Raw genomic sequence first — 19410 nt, 5'->3', positions numbered from 1 at the left:
TAAAATAAATTATTAATTAGCGAGACTAAAAAGTGGCTCTACTTATAAATAATAAATGCATTAACTGTGATATATGTGCAGATGAGTGCCCCAACTGCGCGATTTTTATGGGAGAAGAAATCTACCAAATAGACCCAGATAAGTGTACCGAATGTGTAGGGCATTACGATAAACCAACGTGTGTCATAGTGTGCCCTATTAATTGCATTAAAAGCGATCCTTTAAATAGGGAGTCACTTGAGCAGCTCGCACAAAAGTATGTAAACCTAGTTGAAAGTGAAGGCTGAGCACATAAAAAGGAACATATGCTTACAAGTTTAGCAATAAATTAGCTTAAACTACTTATTAATTATCGCGTTATCATTAATACCTCCTATACTGGAAGTAACTTGATTTAGTGTTTTTTGGTAGGGAAATTAATGTTTTTTTCAAAAGGTAAGCAAAACGAAATAGACGCTTTAAAAGCCCAGTTGTACCCTTTAGAGCAAGTGTGGGAAGGGCTTTACAAAGAAATGCTGGTACTTAATGTACTTTATGATGGGCGAATTTCGCATGCTAACGATAACTTTTTAAACGCATTAGGTTATAACGAAGATAATTTAACAAATAATCAGCTAGGCGATTTTATTGCTGAACAGTCACGGTTATCACCTGAATACGAAGAACTTGAAAAAGCATTCCAAAAAGAAGGCCACTGGAGTGGGGCTATTGAATTTGTTCGCCAAGATGGCAATGCAGAGTGGCTAAGATTAATTGTGCACCCTGTGGTGGGTGAGCAAAATCAATTGTTGTATTTTTCGGTGTTTGGCACTGTACTTACTAAAACCATTACAACCTCTCGTGAACAAAGCGACACAATAAAAGCGATTTATCGCTCTATGGCTGTGATTGAATTTGATTTACAGGGGCATGTGTTGACGGCAAACGATCAGTTTTTGTCAGCCATGGGGTACAGTGAATCAGAAATAATTGGCCAGCATCACCGGGTGTTTTGTGAAACCGAAGAAGCTAATTCGGCTGAATACCAACAGTTTTGGAGCAAGCTTAGGCAAGGCCAATTTATTGCCGACAGGTTTAAACGCATAGATAAATATGGCAATGTAATTTGGTTAGAAGCCACCTACAACCCTATATCAAATGATGCGGATCAGCTTTATAAGGTAATGAAATTTGCCACCGTAATTACTGAGCAAGTAAACCGTGAAATTGCTATTTCGCAAGCAGCCGAAATAGCCTATGGCACCTCTACAGAAACAGATAAAACCGCAGAGCGTGGCAGCTGCGTATTACAAGAAACCGTATCTGTTATGAACGAGCTGGCTGTAAACATGGAGCAAGCAGCTAACGAAATTTCGGCGCTGGATCAACAATCTCAACAAATAGCCAGCATAGTACAAAGCATAAGTAGTATTGCCGAGCAAACCAACTTACTTGCACTCAATGCTGCAATAGAGGCTGCGCGTGCAGGAGAGCAAGGGCGCGGGTTTGCCGTGGTTGCTGATGAAGTAAGGCATTTAGCGTCAAGAACATCAAAAGCAACAGAAGAAATTGTGGAAGTGGTACAGCGTAATCAGTCACAAACCCAAAGTACGGTAGCGGTTATTGAGCAAGGCAAAGAAAAAGCAGAGCAAGGTTTAGCGCTTTCTAAAGAGTCGGGCGAGGTTATGGCAGAAATTCAAGATGGAGCCCAAAAAGTGGTTAATGCAGTAGGCCAATTTACCAGCCAATTAAACTCTAATAACTGATTGAGTAAATACGTTAAAACAACAAGCATAAAATAAAACCGCGAAAGCGGTTTTCTGCTTTAACAAGAGTGCGTACCGGCACATATTAAGTAATTTGAACTGTGGATAATAAACCTATCTCTGGCGGCTATTTTCAGCGCTAACTGCGTTGAATCGAAAACCTCAGGCTAGAGAAAATAAATTTAACTATCACTGGAATTCAATCTATTAGTAAGTCTCTTAACCAGAGTTCAGGTGAAGTAAAGCGGCGAGTAATATTTTTATAACAAGGTGTTATTTTCACCTTAGCTAGCATTAAATAGCTTAAAAACGGGCGCATAAACCCTAGTAAAGTTAAATAGTAAGGTGTGAGTCATTTTTTAACCACAGTTGAGACTAAATTAAGCCAGGCGTTAACAATACATTAAGTTTCGCCATGTAAACTTTGCAGCAATTTGCCATTACGTACTGCAATACGCTAATGGATCACTGATTTGCTTAACCTAAGCAATGTAAATGGAATAGCTGTAAAAAATGATTAATTGCCTACGTCATTACCCTTTATCTAAAGTATACAAATCTTTATTTTGCGCATCACTTATTACCTCAAGCCCATTTAGCTTAGCTGATGATGCTGCCTCACAAAACGCTAAAACACTGCTTAAAAAAAATATGGAAGTAATTGAGGTACGGGGTATACGCTCAAGCATGGCTGAGAACTTAGATGTTAAGCGTATGTCTGGCTCTGTGGTGGATGCAATTACAGCCGAAGATATTGGCAAATTTCCTGATAAAAATGTAGCGGATTCGTTGCAGCGAGTACCTGGCGTTGTTATTGAACGCGATGGCGGAGAAGGGGCATCGGTGAGTATTCGTGGTTTATCATCTGAGCTCACATTTACTCAGCTTAATGGCAATTTTATAGCCTCATCACCCGGGGAGCCTTCTCGCTCGTTCGATTACACTTTACTACCCTCTGCCATGATAGAGAGCGTAGAAGTGTATAAATCGCCAGAAGCGCGTTTAGATGAAGGCGGCGTGGGCGGCACAGTATTAATGCATAGCCGCAAGCCTTTAAGCATGGAGGCAAACTCAGGTGTATTTAACGTTGAATCTACTTACGCCGATGTGACAAAAGAGTACGAGCCGCAATTTAGTGGCTTATATTCGTGGAAAAATGACAACGACACCTTTGGCGTATTAGTGGGTTATACCTATCAAGAGCGTACTAATCGCACTTTAACAGGCAGCACCGATGCAAATGTATGGCGTTACACTGGTGGCGGTCAACCTACTGATATTAATGGAAATGCCGTTGATAACAATAACGGGTGGGATACGATAAGTGATGCCAGCGGTAATCCTTATGATGGCGTGTGGTTTCCGCAAGTTGTACGTGGCTCAGTGCTTAATGAAAAACGTGAGCGTGAAGGTATTCAATTTAGTACACAATGGCGCCCAACTAATCGCTTAGAGCTAGGGTTTAACTACTTTGGTTTTACACTCGGACAAGACAGAACTGAATCAGTCATTGATATTCCTGAGTGGTCACTCAACCCTGATTTTTTAACCGCAGTAAACTTGGATGAAACAGGCACCATTGCAACGGGTATGCAATACAATGCCAGTGCTAGCGGTGTTGAAAACGATATGCAATTTCCGTGGATGCGTGGCAGTTATGTACGAGAAGAGTCTACCTCCGATACTATCGATTTTAATTTAACCTACGAAGGCGATAGCTTTAAAGCCCGCTTTGTTATTGGTAACACTCAATCTGAGGGCGGCCCTGAAGAAAGCTGGGAAGCCGCTTATAAAAGCTCAAATGCCGGTGAAAACGAAACCGTTATTCAAAACGCATCGCAAAGCGCTGCGTGGTCTTTAAATGAAAATAATGTATCGCTGAGTATTGATCCCAACACATTAGCTAACTTGCAAAGTGGCTTAGGCGGTGGGCGTGATGCTGGTTCGTCAAATTCAAGCTTTGTGCGCAGCGAACTCGAAGAGGATTATTATCAAGCCGACATCGACTTTTATGTTGATTGGGGATTTTTAAAAACGATTAGAACCGGGGCTAAATATCGCCATGCCAACTTACACCGTGAGACCGGCAATACGTTTTTTTTAGATCCTAACTTTGATATTGCTGCAGGTGAAGCGAGTGAGCAAGGTATAACGCAATTTGATAGCTACCAATGGAATGGCGGTATGCCACTTGCCGAGGATGTGTTTATTAATCAAACCAATATAGTTGGCGGGTTTAATATAAACCAAATGCCCAGCATAAATTGGGATACATATCGAGATTTAGTAACCGACAACTACACGCCTTATACCCGCATAGAAGATAACTTTGTATACGATATTGAAGAAAAAATATCAGCGTTTTACATTCAAGGCGATTTTGAATTTAGTGAAGTAAGAGGTAATTTAGGTGTGCGCGTAGTACAAACTAAAACCTTAACCTCTTCTACCGATTTATATACTTATCAACTTGATCACACCAATGATGAAACAGGCGAGCCGGTAACTGGCGATGCGCGTTTTGTAGAAGACTATCAGTTGGTTACACAAAAAAATACCGATACACAAATTCTGCCAAGCTTTAACATAGCGTGGGATGCCACCGACGATTTAGTGATTAGGGGCGCTATTGCTAAAGTGATGGCGCGACCAGATTACAGCGATTTAGGCTCGCAGCAGCGTATCACGTTTGTATCAAATGAATGGGCAGAAGACAGAGCGGCATTCAACGAGCTTGCAGGTTTTAGTGGCAGTGGCGGTAATAAAAATTTAAAACCTTTTGAATCAGTGCAGGCCGATTTATCTATTGAATATTATTACGCCGAGGGCTCTGCATTGGGGTTAGCGCTGTTTCATAAAAAGGTTGATAACTTTGTTGTGCCGCTGGTAATAGATATGCAGCAAGAGTTTGCAGGCAAAGAAAATATAGTAGAGAGCGGTTTAATTACCGTTGCGCCATACAGCACAGTGGGTAACGGCACCGATGCGGTATCAAAAGGGGCCGAAGTATTTATTCAACATGCATTTGCAGGTGGTTTTGGTTTTTATGCTAATTACACCTATAACAAAACCAATAAAGCCGATGTAAGTGTAAATGGTGAAGAATTTGGCCAATCACCTTTAATAGGAAGCGCTAAATACCAGTACAACACCTCTGCTTATTACGAAGGCGAGTACTTTACTCTTCGCGCGTCGTACAATAAACGCGGCGAAACAGTACTTGGCTTAAATAGCGGTTTAAATGTATACCAAGATCCTTACGAGCAAGTTGATGTAAATGCCGCAATTAATATTTCTGATGGCTTAAGTTTAACAGCCTCTGTTATTAACTTAACTAAATCGGAAACTGTTACGCGTTTAGGTGATGATAGCGAAGCGCGTTTATTAAGTTCAAGTTACTCAGGTAGACGCTACTACGCGGGTATAAATTATAGTTTTTAAATAAAAGCCCACTATACGTTTTTAGCACACTAACCTTGTTAATGAATAGCATGACTATTATGATGAAATTATTATAAAAGGATGAAGAAAATAAATTAATGAGTTACCAACCGTTTATAGATGATTCTGCTTCACTAATCGAATTTACGCGTGTGTATTTAGCGCTTTTTTATACGTTTGTGGCGGGGTTTTACACCGTTAGAATTATTTATAAAAACCGTTCAACGCCTGCGGGTGTTATTTTTCCTGGCGCTAAGTTTTGTACTAGCTGGTGGAATCATATGGCGTTTAAGTTTTTTAGAGCTGCTATATGGTTTGTGTGTGTGCTGCGTGTGTTTGTGCCTGCCACCGATAACTACTTAGGTATGTTTTATACCTTAAATGGGTGGCCGGGTGTTATGTTTGGCAATATTATGCTCACGGCGGGCTTTGTGCTCAGTATGGTTGTTCATTTTCATATGGCGTCACTTTGGCGCTCGGGTATAGACCCAAATGGGCCTCAAACGCTTAAAACTACCGGGTTATATAGTTTTTCGCGCAACCCTATGTATGTCGGTGTGGCAACTGCTCAGCTGGGGTTCTTTTTAGCATTACCAAGCTTATTTAGCTTAATTTGCCTTGCTGTGGGCTTATATGCGCTTTATAAACAAATAGCCGTTGAAGAAGCGCATTTAGTCACGCGTTTTAATAATGACTACCTAAAATATAAGCAAACCGTACCGCGCTGGTTGTAGGTTATTCAACGGTTGCTTTTATTTGCAGATGGCTATTTATAAAATCTTGCTTTGAAAGCGGTTTAGAATATAAGTAGCCTTGAATGTAATCACAGCCCAGCGCGATTAGTTGTGCTTGTTGGGTTGGTGTTTCTACCCCTTCGGCGACCACTTCTACCCCTAAGTTATGCGCCATAGTAATAATGGCTTTAATTAGCGCTATACTGCTGCTATTGGCTTCAATATTTTGTATAAACGATTGATCTATTTTAAGTATATCAATGTCTAACTGCTGCAAGTACGCAAGCGAAGAGTACCCAACACCAAAATCATCAATGGCAATGTCTATATCAAGCGCATTAAGGCGTTTTAAATGGTGCTGAATCGCGTTATCTGGGTCCATTAAGCTATTTTCAGTTATCTCAATTAATATAGTATGAGGTGGCAAATTATAAAGTTTGCACGCCTCTACCCATTGGGTAACCCAAACACCGTCGCGATCAATTTCTAAAGGTGAGGTATTTACACTAATTTGCACCGGTGTATAGCTTAGTTTATTAAACTGCACCGCATCGCGAACAGCTTGCGATTTAACCCATTCACCTAATTCTTTTATCAAGCCATTTTGCTCTGCTATATCGATAAATTCAACAGGGCCAATAATGCCTCGCTCTGGGTGGTTCCAACGGATCAGCGCTTCTGCTTTTTTTAGCGTACGTGAATGGGGGTCCCATATTGGCTGATAGTAAAGTTCAAATTGGTTGTTATTTAAGCCAATGCGTATTTCTTCTATAAGGCGGCGCTTTTCAATCGCCAGCTCTTCCATTTCGTATGAGAAAAACTCAAACCTGTTTCGCCCCTTACTTTTTGACAAATACATCGCTTGGTCGGCTCGTTTAACTAAGGTTTCGACCGATATGCCGTCATGCGGAAAAAACGCCACGCCTATACTCGCGGTTACCTGCACATGTTCGTTTTTTATGGTTATTGTTCGGGTCAGGCTTTTCATTACATCGTGTGCAATGTGCGAAACCGCTGTTGTATCGCTTATTCCTTTGAGTATTAGGGTAAACTCATCACCGCCTAAGCGCGCCACTATGTCTTGCTGTTTTAAGCATCGGCGAAGTCGCTTAGCCACTTCGTGAAGTAATAAATCACCAAAGTCGTGGCCTAAGCTATCGTTTACTTCTTTAAAGCCATCTAAATCAATAAATACCAAAGAAAATGGTTGTTCAGGTGTGCTTACAAGCTGTTGCAGGTGCTCATAAAAATAACGGCGGTTAGGTAGGTCGGTTAAGCCATCTTGATAGGCATATTGATGCAGCTGAACATTGGCATTTTCGAGCTCTTTTGTTCTTCGTTTTACTTGGTTTTCTAGCAGGTTGTCGCGCTGTTCTATAGTTTGCAGCATGGTATTAAAACAGCTTGTTAGCTTACCCACTTCATCCTTTGAAAGCTCTTTAGCACGTAAGCTATAGTCGTTAGATGAGGTAATTTTCTCTGCTGTTTGTGCTAAATATAAAATGGGGTTTAAAAAACGTTTTCTGAGCATTAGCGATACAAGCAAACTTAAAATAAAGCTAAAAATCATTAATACAATAATAAACCGGCCATAAAAAGCGGCTCTGTCGTTTAGGTCACTGTCGTCGGCGCGCACAATCAGCGTACCGTAGCGTTGAGCGTCAATTGTTAATGGTGTTTTTACTTCTATTGTATGCGGGGCTGAGCTTTCTTGGCTGTATTTAGGCGACGTTACGCTTGCAAGTTGTTGGCTAAAATTGTTTATCACGTCTACCGATACAATATCGGAGCGCATTAATAACGGCTCAATCAGCTCTTTTATTGCGGCGGTGTCGTAAAATATTAAAGCAGTACTAATATTGGGGGCTAATATTTGCGAGAGTGATTTTAGGCTTTGTGTTTGTTCTTGTTTTGCGGTTTTTAGCTCATACGCGCTAAAAACAGCAGTAACGGTAGCGGTAGAAATAAGCGCAACGCTCATTAAAATAAACAGCAGCTTTTTACTCATTGAGTTGAGTGAGAAGTAGTTTTTCATTATTTACCCCTCAACTACACGTGCTAGGCGCAGCACTTTTGAGCTCATAGTAATGCCTGCTTTTTTAAGCTTGCTTGGGGCAACTTCAAAGCGCACCTTACTACTTGAAAGAAAAAATCGAATATGTCCTTGTGCGGCTATAAAGCCATCGGTTTCGCCAACTATCATTGTATTTTTTAAATTAAGCGCGGGGTGGGCATCTAACCACATGTTATAGGTATTATCGGTAATAAATACTATATCACAGCCCTCAAGTGCAGTTGCCTCGAGGGGAGTTAGTTTATTTCGTAAGTGGCGTTTATGTACTTTTCTGTTTTCTAGGGCGGCATTTGCTATTGCTATAAATTGGCTGTCGGGGCTACAAATTAAAAAGTCGGAGCCGTTTTCGGGTGCAGATTGCCATTGCCCTAAACGGGCAAAGTTATATAAAAAGCCTGCTTTAAGCACATATTCTTTTTGCACCGCAAACGCGCTTGAGCTTGTACAAAGCGCAAGGCAAAAAAATAGGTAAAGCAATCGATTTAAAGGCTTAAGCATTGGCTCTCTTAAAATGTTGCACTAACAGAAAACGTAACACACTCGTCTATGTAATTAGGAACCGTAAATGTTTCGCGAGTATTGGCGTATTCTATGTGTGAGCCTGCAAATAAATTTTTGCCTGATACTGCTGTGGCCCAGCTATTGTTTATTTTCCAGTTCCATGTAAGGTCTACAGCGGTGTAGTTATCTGTATTGTAAGTACTTGAGTTTTCGGCTCTTAGCGTGGCAAAAATAGAATGCTGCTCAGTTAATTGGTAATTCAGTTTAGTAAATAATTGTCTGTTTACTGAGTCGTAGCCAATAGTAGGGCGCGTTGCATTAGGTAAGTCGTAATCTATTTTTGTATAGCTGTAACCAACTTCGCTGCTTAAGTCGTCCATTAGTTGCATCGAGAACAATAAATCACCGCCGGTTGTGGTGGTTTCACCTACCGAAACAAAGTCGTAATCTAAGCTTGTTGTTTGAAGCGCCGCAAATGCTTGTGACACTTCCCCGGCTAAGTAAAAGTTTAATGCAGGTATAAATTGTTCTACATGGGGGTTTAAACTAATTACGGCAACATCATCCGCTTGCGTATTAAATGCAGAAACATCTAAAGACCACTCCGCCTTTGATATACGGTAGCCTAGCTCGTACGAGATATAATTTTCGGCTTTTACGTTATCGTTACCATTTAAAAATGTAGCTATATGGTATTGATCTATTTCAGCAATACCCGACTGCATGCCAATAACATCTGAGATTTTTTGGCCATTTACTCTAAAGTTATCGTTAAATTCAATTAATGTAGGAATACGCACACTACGTGAAATTGAACCCCATGCTAGGTGCTCGCTATTTGGCTGATAGGTAAAGCGGGCAAGGGGTTGGTTTTCCCAACCGGTTAAATCGTTATGCTCTATTTTTGTGCCTACAATGAGGTTTAACGTATCTGGAATAACACTGTATTGCGCTTGCAGCATGGCACCGTATTGATGAAGGTCTTCTAGGTCTTTATCGCTATTAATAAAAATGCTGTCTTGAAAAGAAATATCATTAAATCGATAATTAAGCCCCCAATCTACCTGGAGTGCACCGGCAATAAAGTTCATTTGATAATCAACGTCAATCGATTCAAAATCTTCATTTATATAGGGTTGTTCACCATGTTGTTTAAGCCACGACATTTGCAGCATTTGGTTTGCATTATCTGAAAGACGATGCTCAACACGGGTCATTAATCGTGTATCGCGCCTATCTGCAATAGTTGGAAATTGCTGACTGCGGTTAGACGCATCTACTACCCCAGTAAGGTTTTGGCCGTGCTCTGTGTGGGTATGATCCCCTTGCAGGAGGATTGACCACTCATCGCTTGGCGTAAAATCAGCTCTAAAGCCGCCAGCGTGCTGTTTAGTAAAGTCATTAGGTTTAATGCGGCTGCCTTTTTTAGAAGGTGCGGTATTTTTAGTATTATAGTAGCCCCTGTAACTACCAATATCAGAAATATCACCACCATGGCGAAGGCTTATGTCGGCATTTATTTGATTACCTGTAATTGCTTTAGCGTAAGTGTTGCGTGTATCTAAGCTATTTTTAGTAATGATATTGATCACGCCGTTATTTGCGTTATTACCCCATAACAACCCGCCCTGACCACGAATAACCTCAATACGTTCAATATCGTATAAAGGCACATGCAACGACTCCCAATACACAGCCGCAAATTTGGGGGTATATAGGCTTTGCCCATCTATCATTACTAATAATTTGCTGGAATACCGTGAAGCAACACCGCGTGCAGAAATAGCCCATTGATTGTTATCAAGTTGTCTTACGGCAAGGCCTGGCACCATTTTTAATGCCTCAGGAATAGAGGTAGCGCCCGAGCTTGTAATTTGCTCTTTGCTTAGCACATAAATAGAAGAGGCGGTGTTAAAGGCCGATTGTGCTCGTTTCATTGCAGAAGTTGCTTGAACATCCATTCCCATTAACGCGTCAAGGTCTAAGTCATCGTCGTTTAATGGTTCTGCAGCAAGTATTGGTGAGGCAATAATTAGTGAGCACAATAACTTTTTAGGTATTTTCACCTAGGTTTCTCCACAGGGATCAAAAATCAAAAACAGGATATATTTTTGTAAAACATTTGTTATCACAAAATATTAGCATACTTTATATTGCTAAAAGTACACTTTATTAGGCTAACTAGCATAAATTACTAAGTAGTAAGGATGTTTTAAAATTTAACGCTAAATTATTAAAGTTTTGTAGTTTTTAAATAAAATTAACAAATAAAGCTACAAAATCAAGTAATAAGGCAGTGTACATTAGGCGCTGCTTGTAAATTCGCTTATCTAATTTAGCTCGCTGGCTACGCCATTAATTATTAGATGGTTTGTAAAACGCAGCACACCTAAACACACGCATTAATAAGGTAAATTACTTATAGTTAGCTGGTTCATGCAGGTAAAATAATTTACCCTAAGTGTATTAGTCACTTTTATATTATTTGTTTTTATGAGCCTTCTTTTTTCTATCGCGCTAGCAAGCCTTCCTGCTTTACCCGAACCCGTTGCAAACAATGCCGTAGCTAAGGTTACTGTTGAAAACCAACGCTATTTTTTGAGTTTTATGGGGCTAGGTAAAAACAAACAACACACAGATGTACACAATAAGGTATTTTCACTAAAACTGGGCGACAGCGCATGGCAGCAACAAGCGAGTGTGCCTTCAAGTTTGCCATTAAAGGGGCGCTTAGCCAGTACTGCTGTTGGCTTAGGTGAATACGCTTATATATTTGGTGGCTACACGGTAGATAGCGATCATACTGAAATTTCAAGCCCTGATGTGTACCGTTTCGATATAAAAAACAATACATATAAACACCTTGCAAGCATGCCAATACCGGTTGATGATAGCGTAGCGCTAAGTTACAAAGAGCGTTATATATACCTTATTAGCGGCTGGCATAACGATGGCAACGTAAATTTAGTACAAGTGTACGATACTAAAAACAATACATGGCAGCAGGCGTCGCCTTTTTTAGGTGAGCCAGTATTTGGCCAAGCGGCTGCGATTAGTGGTAATACCATTGTTATTTGCGATGGCGTTAAAACTCAAGCAAATCCAGATTCTCGCCGCTCGTTTGCAGGTGTTGCTCAGTGCTTAAAAGGCACAATAAATGCCAACAATCCGCTAAAAATAGATTGGCGTACTTTGCCCCACCCAACGGGGGAGTCGCATTACCGTATGGCTGCTACTAGCTACAATAACAATATTTACATGCTGGGCGGCTCTAATAACCCCTATAACTACAACGGGATTGGTTACAATAAACAGCCCGCCCCGGCGAGTAACCATGTGTGGCGTTTTAATATAAAGCAAAACACGTGGCAGGTATTACCTAATGTAGCTGTTGGCAGTATGGATCACCGTGGCCTACTTGAGCACAATGGGGCTTTATATCGTATTGGCGGCATGAACAATCAGCAGCAAGTAATAAGCGATGTATTAGGGTACGAGGTAACACAGTGAATACACTTTATATTACCGGTGCAGGGGTAAGTGCGGCAAGCGGCATACCTACATTTAGAGGCGAAGATGGCTTTTGGACTATAGGTAGTAAAAACTATACGCCTATGGAAATGGCCACGCGCGCTATGTATCAAAATAATCCACGCGAGTTTTTAGCTTGGTATTACAACCGTTTTGCTGCCTATCGTAACCATGGCCCGAATGAAGTACACCATTGGCTGAGCGATAAAAATTTAATAACCCAAAACATAGATGGTCTTGATGGCAAAGCCGGTAACAAAAATTACATTGCTATACACGGCAGGCTCGATCAAATGACGCTATTTCATGAGCAAGGCGAAGCCGTTAAACCGCTAATGACTCCGTGGGATAGTGTAGATGAAAGCCGCCTGCATGAGTCTCTTTTTGAGCTATTTAATATTCAAAACCAAACACCTGAGCTTAATCATTCGTTTAAGCCTTTTGTGTTGTTGTTCGATGAATTTTACACTGAGCTTTACAGAATAACCGAAGCACAACAGCGTATGCTCAACGCCGATAAAATTGTATTTATGGGCACCTCGTTTAGTGTAAATATCACCCAAATGGCATTAGAAGTAGCCCGTAATTACGACATACCTGTAGAAGTAGTAGACCCTAACCCTGTTCACATAATGCACAGCAATGTAACGTACAAAAAAATGAATGCATTAGAATACATCCAATCTAATTAGAAAGTGCTATATTTTAAAGAGATTGCTAATGTTTTCTTAAATATTACAATCTCTTTATATAATATTAACGAGTCAATAATGTTATTATTATCCTCATTATAACAATACCAAAGAGACTTGAATGAGCGACCTAACTGCAATAGCAAACTTGTCCATTTTACTTGTAGAGCCTTCAGAGGTTCAGCAAAAAATAATAATAAAATCGCTTGCAGAAAGTGGTGTTAAACAAGTAGAAACTGCGGCTACTCAAGCGCAGGTTTTATCGTTACTTGAAAGTTACCACCCAGACCTAGTAATAAGCTCGATGTACTTATCAGACGGCACCGCCGACTCATTATTGCAAAAAATAAGACTTAACCCCGCCACTGAACATCAACCTTTTATGCTTATATCGAGCGAGCGTAATAAAAAGTACCTTGAGCAACTACGCCAATCCGGTGTGTTGGCTATTTTACCTAAGCCTTTTAGCGCAAAAGCCATTACTCGCGCACTCAAAGCAACTCTCGATATAATAAGCGAAGAAGAAGTAGATCTTGATCATTTTGATGTAACGCTACTTCGCGTACTTGTAGTAGACGACAGCCGCTTTGCTCGTAAACACATAATACGCGTGCTTGCTGGCATGGGGATCCCCGAACCGGTAGAAGCCGAAAACGGAAAAGAAGCTATAGCGCACCTTAGTGAGCAATCGTTCGATTTAATCGTTACCGATTACAACATGCCAGAAATGGATGGTCGCGAACTAACCGAAACTGTACGTGGCTCAAATGCTTACTCGCATATTCCTATTTTAATGGTGAGCTCAGAGGCAAACGACACTCACCTAGCTAATATTGCGCAAGCAGGAGTTGATGCCATTTGTGATAAACCGTTTGAACCGGCCACAGTGCGAGAATTACTCTATAAAATAATGTCTTAGTCTTTTAAAAAATGGCTAACAACAGCGGTAGTTAAATACATAACTACCGCTGTTTTGGCTTATTGGCTTGGCACGTTATATAACTGAAACGCTACAAAACATAAAATAACCGCAATACAGCTATCAAATACGCGCCATCTAAATGGGGAGCTTAAAACCTTTTTTAATTTTGGCGCAAACAACACTAAGCTACTAAACCAAATAACAGAGGCCACACAAGCGCCAATAGCAAAGTGCATAGGCACGGGTTGTAATGCGCCAATGCTGCCAAGCAGTAATACGGTGTCTAAATAAACATGTGGATTTAGTAAGCTTATAGCAAAGGCCGCAAGGGCCGTTTTCCACCAGCTCACTTTTATTACCTGAGTTACTTTTAACCCCGATGTGCCTTTAATTGCGCTGCGCGCAGAGCCAAATGCTAAGTAAAGTAACATAGCTATACCGCCCCACGTTAACCACGGTAATAACCCCGGCAGCCATAGCTTTAACTCATTAGCGGCAAATACACCTACAATAATTAGCGTGGCGTCGCAAAGTATACAAACCGCAGCTAAAACAAAACGGTTAGCGCCCGCCATACATTGGCTTAAAATCCAAATATTTTGCGCCCCAATGGCAATAATTAAACTTAGCCCCAGCATCACACCCGACAAAAACGACATACTTCTAATCCACTCAAATAAAACCTGTTATCCAATGCCTTGCAGGGTAGGGGGTATTCTGTTACAAATCCAATGAATATATTTATTGTTATATGCGTAAAACTCATGATTGATTACCAGTTACTCAATGCGCTTAGTGCCGTTATAAGTGAAGGCGGATTTGAAAAAGCCTCAAAAAAATTATTTATTACCCAATCGGCGGTGAGTAGGCGTATTCATCAGCTAGAAGCCAAACTAGGCGAACCCGTATTAATAAGAACCCAGCCGCCATCGCCAACAGCATTAGGCAAGCGCTTACTTAATCATTTACAGCAAGTATTACAGCTAGAAGTGGCCCTTAATGTAGAGGCACTTAACGAGCACACAGATTTAAACACCCCGCTTAGCGTAAAGCTTGCTGCTAATGCGGATTCGCTTGCCACCTGGCTGCCCGAAGCACTCGCCGTATTAGATACAGAGCTTGCGTGCAAATTACGCTTTGAAGTCATTAGTGAAGATCAATCCATTGCCCATAAAAGAATGAAAGACGGCGAGGTTATGGTGTGTATTAGCTCATCCCCCGAGCCCGTTAATGGCGGCCTAGTTAGCCCACTTGGCGCCATACGCTACAAAGCCATTGCAAGCCCCGATTTTATAAAACAACATAAGCTTACTGAGCTTTCGCAATTAGCGCATTTACCGTGCTTGGTATTTAGTGAGTATGACAAGCTACAACACCAATTTTTAGAAGATATTAATGGCTCAGCCCCACTGTTTACCCATATTTACCCTTCGTCAGAGGGATTTAAACAAGCCATGATAGCAGGCCTAGGATATGGGCTATTACCTACATTACAGCTAGGAGACTCGCTGGTAAAAGGGGAGTTAGTCGATTTATTCCCAGAATATTATATAGATACACCTTTGTACTGGCACTATTGGCAAACCGAAAGCCCGCAGCTTAAAACGTTGCGTAAGTTTGCATTGCAAGTAGCAGGCAAACGGTTAGAGCCTATTAGCCCATAAAGGCTAAGCCTGCGTTTATAACTGCCCTAATCTGTAAATAAGCAGTGCTGTTTTAGCGGTGTTTTTATTAAGTGAGGTTAAATCGGCGGTTTCGTTTTTAGTGTGTGCGCCACTGCCCATTAGGCCTAGGCCATCAAGCGCCATATCAACATGGTTTGCAGCAAACGAAATATCAGCAGCACCGGCATTACGTGGGTTTGCAGCCTCCACTTTGTTATAGCCTAAGTCTTGGCTTGCTTGGCTATACAGTGCAAGCAGCTTTTTATTACCCTCAGTGAGCCCCATTGGTGGGTAGCCGTCTTCAAAAGTAAGCTCAGCTTGGCTGCCATTTAAGCTTTTAGCCACTATTTGCTGCATCACTTTTTTAGCGCCCTCTACCTGCTTTGGCGAAAGCGCCCGTAAATCACCCGCTACATGCACGGTTTGCGCAATTACGTTACTTTTACCAAACGCCGTGGCTGACGAGTTAGCACTGTTGTACTGTGCATCAGTACCGCCCACAATAAGCCCCGGGTTAAAGGTTAAATTAGGTTGTGTAGCTAGTTGCTCTCTAAAGTCATTTAAAATACGCGACGCCTCGTAAATAGCGCCATAGCCCACACTGTCACTAAATATTTGCGATGAATGTGCAGCATTGGCCGTTACATTTAACGTCCAGCCGGTATAACCACGGCGCGCCGCCATCGCGGTTTTAATATTGTTATCGCCGTTCTCAAAATCTAGCGCTACGTCAGCCCAAATTGCGCCATCAACAATGGCTTGTTTAGATAAGCTCAGTGGGCGGCCGCTGCTTTCTTCATCGCCGGTAAGCAGTACTTTTACGCTTACGTTTTCAAGTAAATTAAGCGCTTGCAGGCTTTTAAGTGCGGTAATTATAATAGTGTTCCCGCCTTTCATGTCGGCTACACCTGGGCCGCTCGCGGTATGTTCATCAATTTGTTTATAGGTAGTAAAGTTATCGTGTTTAGCAAACACGGTATCAAGATGGCCGATCATCAGTATTTTTATTGCATCGGGGTTTTTACTTTTGTGCGCAGCTAATACATGCCCTGCGCGGTTAAAAGCGCTGCCATCTAGCCACTCAACCTTAAAACCTATGGCTTTTAGTTGCTCGCTTGCAAGCGCGCCCACCTTTTTTACGCCTTCAATATTAAGCGAGCCGCTATTAATGTTTACCGCTTGTTCTATCTCTTTGAGCGCTTGCGGCATGCTCTGCTCAACTTGTTTTACTATTTCACGCTCGTTTTTATTAAGCGCCGCGTGGCTTGTAAACGGTAGGGTACTCGAAAGGGTAAAAATAAGTGCTTGGCTAAATTTTAAAAGTGACATAACAGCCTAATAATTGAAAAGTAGTTCAGCTAATATGAAGTAAAAATACAAAGGGTTCAATAGAAGTAGATTGTGATTTTTAACTAATTTTATAAACAACAACGAGTTACAAGATTAAGGGTTAAAGGGGGTATGCGTTACTGGTTTAAACGCAGGTGTTTAAAATAAAACCTCTTAATTAAGCAGCCAGTATAACTAAACAGCGATTTGCCTGGCATTGTTGATCTCCTCCATTCTGGGGTTTTGCTGCATTTAGGAAAGGAAAGTCGAAGCTAACTATCTGTTTACAGGTGTTTATTATATGGTTAGGATGAAACTGGTATAAAATAGGGACATCTGCCAGTTTGTAAAACGACAGATGTCGTAAACTAAGTTGTTAGCCGCAACCTACACACGGAGGTTTTATGTCTATTCAAGAAGTTGAAGTTACTTTAGAGGAGTTACAATCATTAGATCAAGAGCAAATAGTCGGTTCATGTAAAAGCCTCGTGTATTATGAATTAGAATCGGCTTTTGGTGGCATAAAAGACTCTAATGCCGCACAGTTACTATCTGCCATTTGCTCGATGCACCTAAAACCTGAAAATTCGAAAGCTCCATTTTCACCTAAATTTATAATGCAAGACCGTAGAGGTCTTATTGCAAATGATTTTTCTAAAGAGTCTTTGAACTCTCTTTCTCAATTTTGTTCGTTTGTAACAATACCTGAATTGAAGGCAAGATTAGCTGATATTTCTTGGGTTACAAAAGCAGGAAGCGTTGAACATGCATATATGGCAATTGAATCATATATTGAATCAGCAAAGAATTTGTTAGCTGTAGCTGATTCATGGATATATCCTGCGGAAAGAATTGAACGAGCCTTAAGGCTAAGCTGCATGTTTCGAAGGGGTTCGCAACGACCTGATTTATTTAAAAAATTATCAGACTTTATTTTATCTGAAGTAAACAATAAAAAAATAGATGATTCGCCTTTTTATGCATTGCGTTTATTAAAATTATCACATGAATGTGGTGTTGGGGATGATGACTGGATTCTTAATACTGCAGAAGAAATTGCTCAAACTCGTTTTGAAATAGGCGACACAAGAACAGCGATAAGTGGGTGGGAATGTGCATTGCATTCTGCAATTTCAACACGAGATAAAATTAAACAGCAAGAAATTTGGAGAGAAATAGCCTCTTGCCACGTTAAAGATTCTGAAATACAAGATGGTGGTTTGATAGCCGCTAACTGTATACTTAGGGCAATTGATGCTTTGTCTAAAGTTCCTAATACTAGACAAGAAAGACTTGAGCTATATGAGACTATGAGAGATCATCAAATCGAATCCCTGCATCAACTTCATGAGTTTTCATCTCCGCCCCAAGACATTAGCGAAATTGTTCATCAATCAAAACTTGAAGTTCAAGGTAAAGATTTTTTCGATATGCTTTTTAGGCTCGGTGTTCTGGTTTCAAGACCAACAGACATTAATAGGCTCAAAGAGCAAGCTATCGAACAAATGCAAAATAGTATTGCATGGATGTTTAGCGGAACTCATATAGATCATGAAGGTATTACCGTTGCTAAAGTTCCATCAGGAATGGGCCTTGATGATAGACAAGATGGACCTGCTACTTGGTCCACTATGATGAAAAACATCGCAATAGACCATCAACTTGCAGTACAAGGGCAAATACGACCCGCTCTAGATGAGCTAATGATACAGCATTATGTTTCAAAGTATGCCTTAGAAAGAATTTAAAAAATAATCCGTTTATACCTTATGGTCATGAATATTTTTACATAAAGGGTATTTCGTTTGGTCTTGAAGGTGATTTCCTTAGTGCATGTCACATACTTATTCCACAGATTGAGAATTCACTTAGATATGTAGCGCGCACTCAAGGGGAGGAACCAACAACATTACACGGTGACGGTTCTCAAGAAAGAAGTGGTCTTAAATTTCTATTAGAACATCCTGTTGTTATTGAAACTTTAGGGCAAGATATTATTGGTAATCTACAGGCAATATTAATAGATAAGATATATGGGGATTTGAGAAATCAAATGTCACACGGGTACATGCCAGCAGGTCACTTTTATGGTGTTGCCCCTGTCTTTCTTTGGTGGTTAGTTTACATATTGTGATGTTACCTCTAGGTAGTCATTGGAAACTACATTATCGACCTGAAAATAAAGCTAACAAGGAAATTAAATTAAACAGTGGTTTATAATTTTTACATTATGACTCATTGTTTTAGTACGCTTAATTCGGCGTTGGGTGTTCTTCCGATAGAGGGTAAGTTGTGGACGATAATATAGATGATAACCCTGAATGGGTAACTCAAGGCAAAACAATCAAGCAACTCATCAAAGAGCTGCAAACGTTCGAGAATCAAGACTTAGAGGTTCAGATTTCAGTTGATGGTGGTGAGTCCTTCAAATGCATAAGTTTAGCTGGCAAGCACAATAATGGCGGGGTTCAATATTGTGTTCTTGAAAATTTTGAGTAAATGTTTAGGCGTTATAAATACATGAGAATCTAATGAAGCAATACTCTGTAGTAAAAGTTATATCTCTTAATAAAAAGTTTATCTATTCAGAAAAAAGCTTTGGCTCAAGAGCTCCTCAAGTCGGTGATGTTGGAACAATAGTTGAAGTTTATGATGGAGCCTTTGATATTGAATGTTGCGATGAAAATGGTGTTACTATTTGGCTTGAAATATTCGAACCTAGTGATGGTGATTTAGAGTTACTGTACATATAGTAAGCTTTTATTAGTGACGAATAC

Annotated in this window: 17 protein-coding genes; 12 read left to right on the top strand and 5 right to left on the bottom strand. The window is 40.6% G+C overall.

Annotated elements, in window-relative coordinates:
• Positions 1 to 32 precede the first annotated feature (32 nt).
• From MTN96_RS17745 to MTN96_RS17730, 4 genes are all read left to right on the top strand, one after another.
• Entirely contained in the window at positions 33 to 287 is a 255-nt protein-coding gene (locus MTN96_RS17745) for a YfhL family 4Fe-4S dicluster ferredoxin (RefSeq protein WP_248532398.1), read from the top strand.
• A gap of 132 nt (positions 288 to 419) precedes the next feature.
• Positions 420 to 1745 carry a PAS domain-containing methyl-accepting chemotaxis protein gene (locus MTN96_RS17740; RefSeq protein ID WP_248532397.1) on the top strand — a complete coding sequence of 442 codons (1326 nt, stop codon included), beginning with the start codon at positions 420 to 422 and terminating at the stop codon, positions 1743 to 1745.
• A gap of 513 nt (positions 1746 to 2258) precedes the next feature.
• Positions 2259 to 5186 (top strand): TonB-dependent receptor, encoded by a 2928-nt coding sequence (locus tag MTN96_RS17735; protein WP_248532396.1) that lies wholly within the window; start codon positions 2259 to 2261, stop codon positions 5184 to 5186.
• A gap of 98 nt (positions 5187 to 5284) precedes the next feature.
• Positions 5285 to 5920, top strand: coding sequence for an isoprenylcysteine carboxylmethyltransferase family protein (locus MTN96_RS17730; RefSeq protein WP_055255594.1), 636 nt, complete (start codon positions 5285 to 5287; stop codon positions 5918 to 5920).
• Position 5921: 1 nt separating this feature from the next.
• On the opposite strand, the gene MTN96_RS17725 is transcribed toward MTN96_RS17730, so the two are convergent.
• Genes MTN96_RS17725 through MTN96_RS17715 form a run of 3 tightly spaced genes read right to left on the bottom strand, consistent with a single transcriptional unit; the run spans position 5922 to position 10561 of the window.
• A complete protein-coding gene (locus MTN96_RS17725; protein WP_248532395.1) occupies positions 5922 to 7955 on the bottom strand; it encodes an EAL domain-containing protein in 2034 nt (677 codons plus the stop codon).
• 3 nt (positions 7956 to 7958) lie between these two features.
• Complete coding sequence (locus tag MTN96_RS17720) at positions 7959 to 8492, bottom strand: YfiR family protein (RefSeq protein ID WP_095206797.1); 534 nt, start codon at positions 8490 to 8492, stop codon at positions 7959 to 7961.
• 8 nt (positions 8493 to 8500) lie between these two features.
• Positions 8501 to 10561, bottom strand: coding sequence for a TonB-dependent receptor domain-containing protein (locus tag MTN96_RS17715; protein ID WP_248532394.1), 2061 nt, complete (start codon positions 10559 to 10561; stop codon positions 8501 to 8503).
• A gap of 427 nt (positions 10562 to 10988) precedes the next feature.
• On the opposite strand from MTN96_RS17715, the gene MTN96_RS17710 reads away from it, so the two are divergent.
• The 3 genes from MTN96_RS17710 (at position 10989) to MTN96_RS17700 (ending at position 13637) form a co-directional block, all read left to right on the top strand.
• On the top strand, positions 10989 to 12005 hold the full coding sequence (locus tag MTN96_RS17710; RefSeq protein ID WP_248532393.1) for a kelch repeat-containing protein: 1017 nt from the start codon (positions 10989 to 10991) through the stop codon (positions 12003 to 12005).
• On the top strand, positions 12002 to 12718 hold the full coding sequence (locus MTN96_RS17705) for a Sir2 family NAD-dependent protein deacetylase (RefSeq protein WP_054981658.1): 717 nt from the start codon (positions 12002 to 12004) through the stop codon (positions 12716 to 12718). Before MTN96_RS17710 ends, MTN96_RS17705 begins: the two co-directional genes overlap by 4 nt.
• A gap of 121 nt (positions 12719 to 12839) precedes the next feature.
• Positions 12840 to 13637, top strand: coding sequence for a response regulator (locus MTN96_RS17700; RefSeq protein WP_004587007.1), 798 nt, complete (start codon positions 12840 to 12842; stop codon positions 13635 to 13637).
• Positions 13638 to 13696: 59 nt separating this feature from the next.
• Here MTN96_RS17700 and MTN96_RS17695 read toward each other — a convergent pair whose 3' ends face one another.
• Complete coding sequence (locus MTN96_RS17695) at positions 13697 to 14299, bottom strand: LysE/ArgO family amino acid transporter (protein ID WP_004587008.1); 603 nt, start codon at positions 14297 to 14299, stop codon at positions 13697 to 13699.
• Between the two features lie 105 nt (positions 14300 to 14404).
• On the opposite strand from MTN96_RS17695, the gene MTN96_RS17690 reads away from it, so the two are divergent.
• Positions 14405 to 15304 carry a LysR family transcriptional regulator ArgP gene (locus MTN96_RS17690; RefSeq protein WP_248532392.1) on the top strand — a complete coding sequence of 300 codons (900 nt, stop codon included), beginning with the start codon at positions 14405 to 14407 and terminating at the stop codon, positions 15302 to 15304.
• Positions 15305 to 15319: 15 nt separating this feature from the next.
• Here MTN96_RS17690 and MTN96_RS17685 read toward each other — a convergent pair whose 3' ends face one another.
• The gene (locus tag MTN96_RS17685; protein ID WP_248532391.1) at positions 15320 to 16633 is read right to left on the bottom strand and encodes a M20/M25/M40 family metallo-hydrolase; all 1314 of its coding nucleotides are present in this window, start codon (positions 16631 to 16633) and stop codon (positions 15320 to 15322) included.
• A gap of 404 nt (positions 16634 to 17037) precedes the next feature.
• Here MTN96_RS17685 and MTN96_RS17680 point away from each other — a divergent pair, with 404 nt between their 5' ends.
• The 4 genes from MTN96_RS17680 to MTN96_RS17670 all read left to right on the top strand — a co-directional run bounded on the left by MTN96_RS17680 (position 17038) and on the right by MTN96_RS17670 (position 19386).
• Entirely contained in the window at positions 17038 to 18381 is a 1344-nt protein-coding gene (locus tag MTN96_RS17680) for a hypothetical protein (RefSeq protein WP_248532390.1), read from the top strand.
• Positions 18382 to 18395: 14 nt separating this feature from the next.
• On the top strand, positions 18396 to 18767 hold the full coding sequence (locus MTN96_RS37315) for a DUF4209 domain-containing protein (RefSeq protein ID WP_374275507.1): 372 nt from the start codon (positions 18396 to 18398) through the stop codon (positions 18765 to 18767).
• 158 nt (positions 18768 to 18925) lie between these two features.
• Positions 18926 to 19132: a hypothetical protein gene (locus MTN96_RS17675; RefSeq protein ID WP_248532389.1), complete on the top strand. Its 207-nt coding sequence runs from the start codon at positions 18926 to 18928 to the stop codon at positions 19130 to 19132.
• Between the two features lie 32 nt (positions 19133 to 19164).
• Positions 19165 to 19386: a hypothetical protein gene (locus MTN96_RS17670; RefSeq protein WP_029773664.1), complete on the top strand. Its 222-nt coding sequence runs from the start codon at positions 19165 to 19167 to the stop codon at positions 19384 to 19386.
• Positions 19387 to 19410: the final 24 nt, after the last annotated feature.

The sequence above is a fragment of the Pseudoalteromonas sp. 2CM28B genome (genome assembly GCF_023161935.1).
The sequence above is the reverse complement of the archived record's forward strand: the minus strand, read 5'-3'. Positions and strand labels throughout refer to the sequence as shown.

Bases quoted from the DNA above. Each gene is read 5' to 3' on its own strand.
- MTN96_RS17680 (WP_248532390.1), top strand. From the start codon at position 17,038: ATGTCTATTCAAGAAGTTGAAGTTACTTTAGAGGAGTTACAATCATTA.
- MTN96_RS17710 (WP_248532393.1), top strand. From the start codon at position 10,989: ATGAGCCTTCTTTTTTCTATCGCGCTAGCAAGCCTTCCTGCTTTACCC.
- MTN96_RS17740 (WP_248532397.1), top strand. From the start codon at position 420: ATGTTTTTTTCAAAAGGTAAGCAAAACGAAATAGACGCTTTAAAAGCC.
- MTN96_RS17725 (WP_248532395.1), bottom strand. From the start codon at position 7,955: ATGAAAAACTACTTCTCACTCAACTCAATGAGTAAAAAGCTGCTGTTT.
- MTN96_RS17685 (WP_248532391.1), bottom strand. From the start codon at position 16,633: ATGTCACTTTTAAAATTTAGCCAAGCACTTATTTTTACCCTTTCGAGT.
- MTN96_RS17670 (WP_029773664.1), top strand. From the start codon at position 19,165: ATGAAGCAATACTCTGTAGTAAAAGTTATATCTCTTAATAAAAAGTTT.
- MTN96_RS17735 (WP_248532396.1), top strand. From the start codon at position 2,259: ATGATTAATTGCCTACGTCATTACCCTTTATCTAAAGTATACAAATCT.
- MTN96_RS17700 (WP_004587007.1), top strand. From the start codon at position 12,840: ATGAGCGACCTAACTGCAATAGCAAACTTGTCCATTTTACTTGTAGAG.
- MTN96_RS17730 (WP_055255594.1), top strand. From the start codon at position 5,285: ATGAGTTACCAACCGTTTATAGATGATTCTGCTTCACTAATCGAATTT.
- MTN96_RS17690 (WP_248532392.1), top strand. From the start codon at position 14,405: ATGATTGATTACCAGTTACTCAATGCGCTTAGTGCCGTTATAAGTGAA.
- MTN96_RS17695 (WP_004587008.1), bottom strand. From the start codon at position 14,299: ATGTCGTTTTTGTCGGGTGTGATGCTGGGGCTAAGTTTAATTATTGCC.
- MTN96_RS17720 (WP_095206797.1), bottom strand. From the start codon at position 8,492: ATGCTTAAGCCTTTAAATCGATTGCTTTACCTATTTTTTTGCCTTGCG.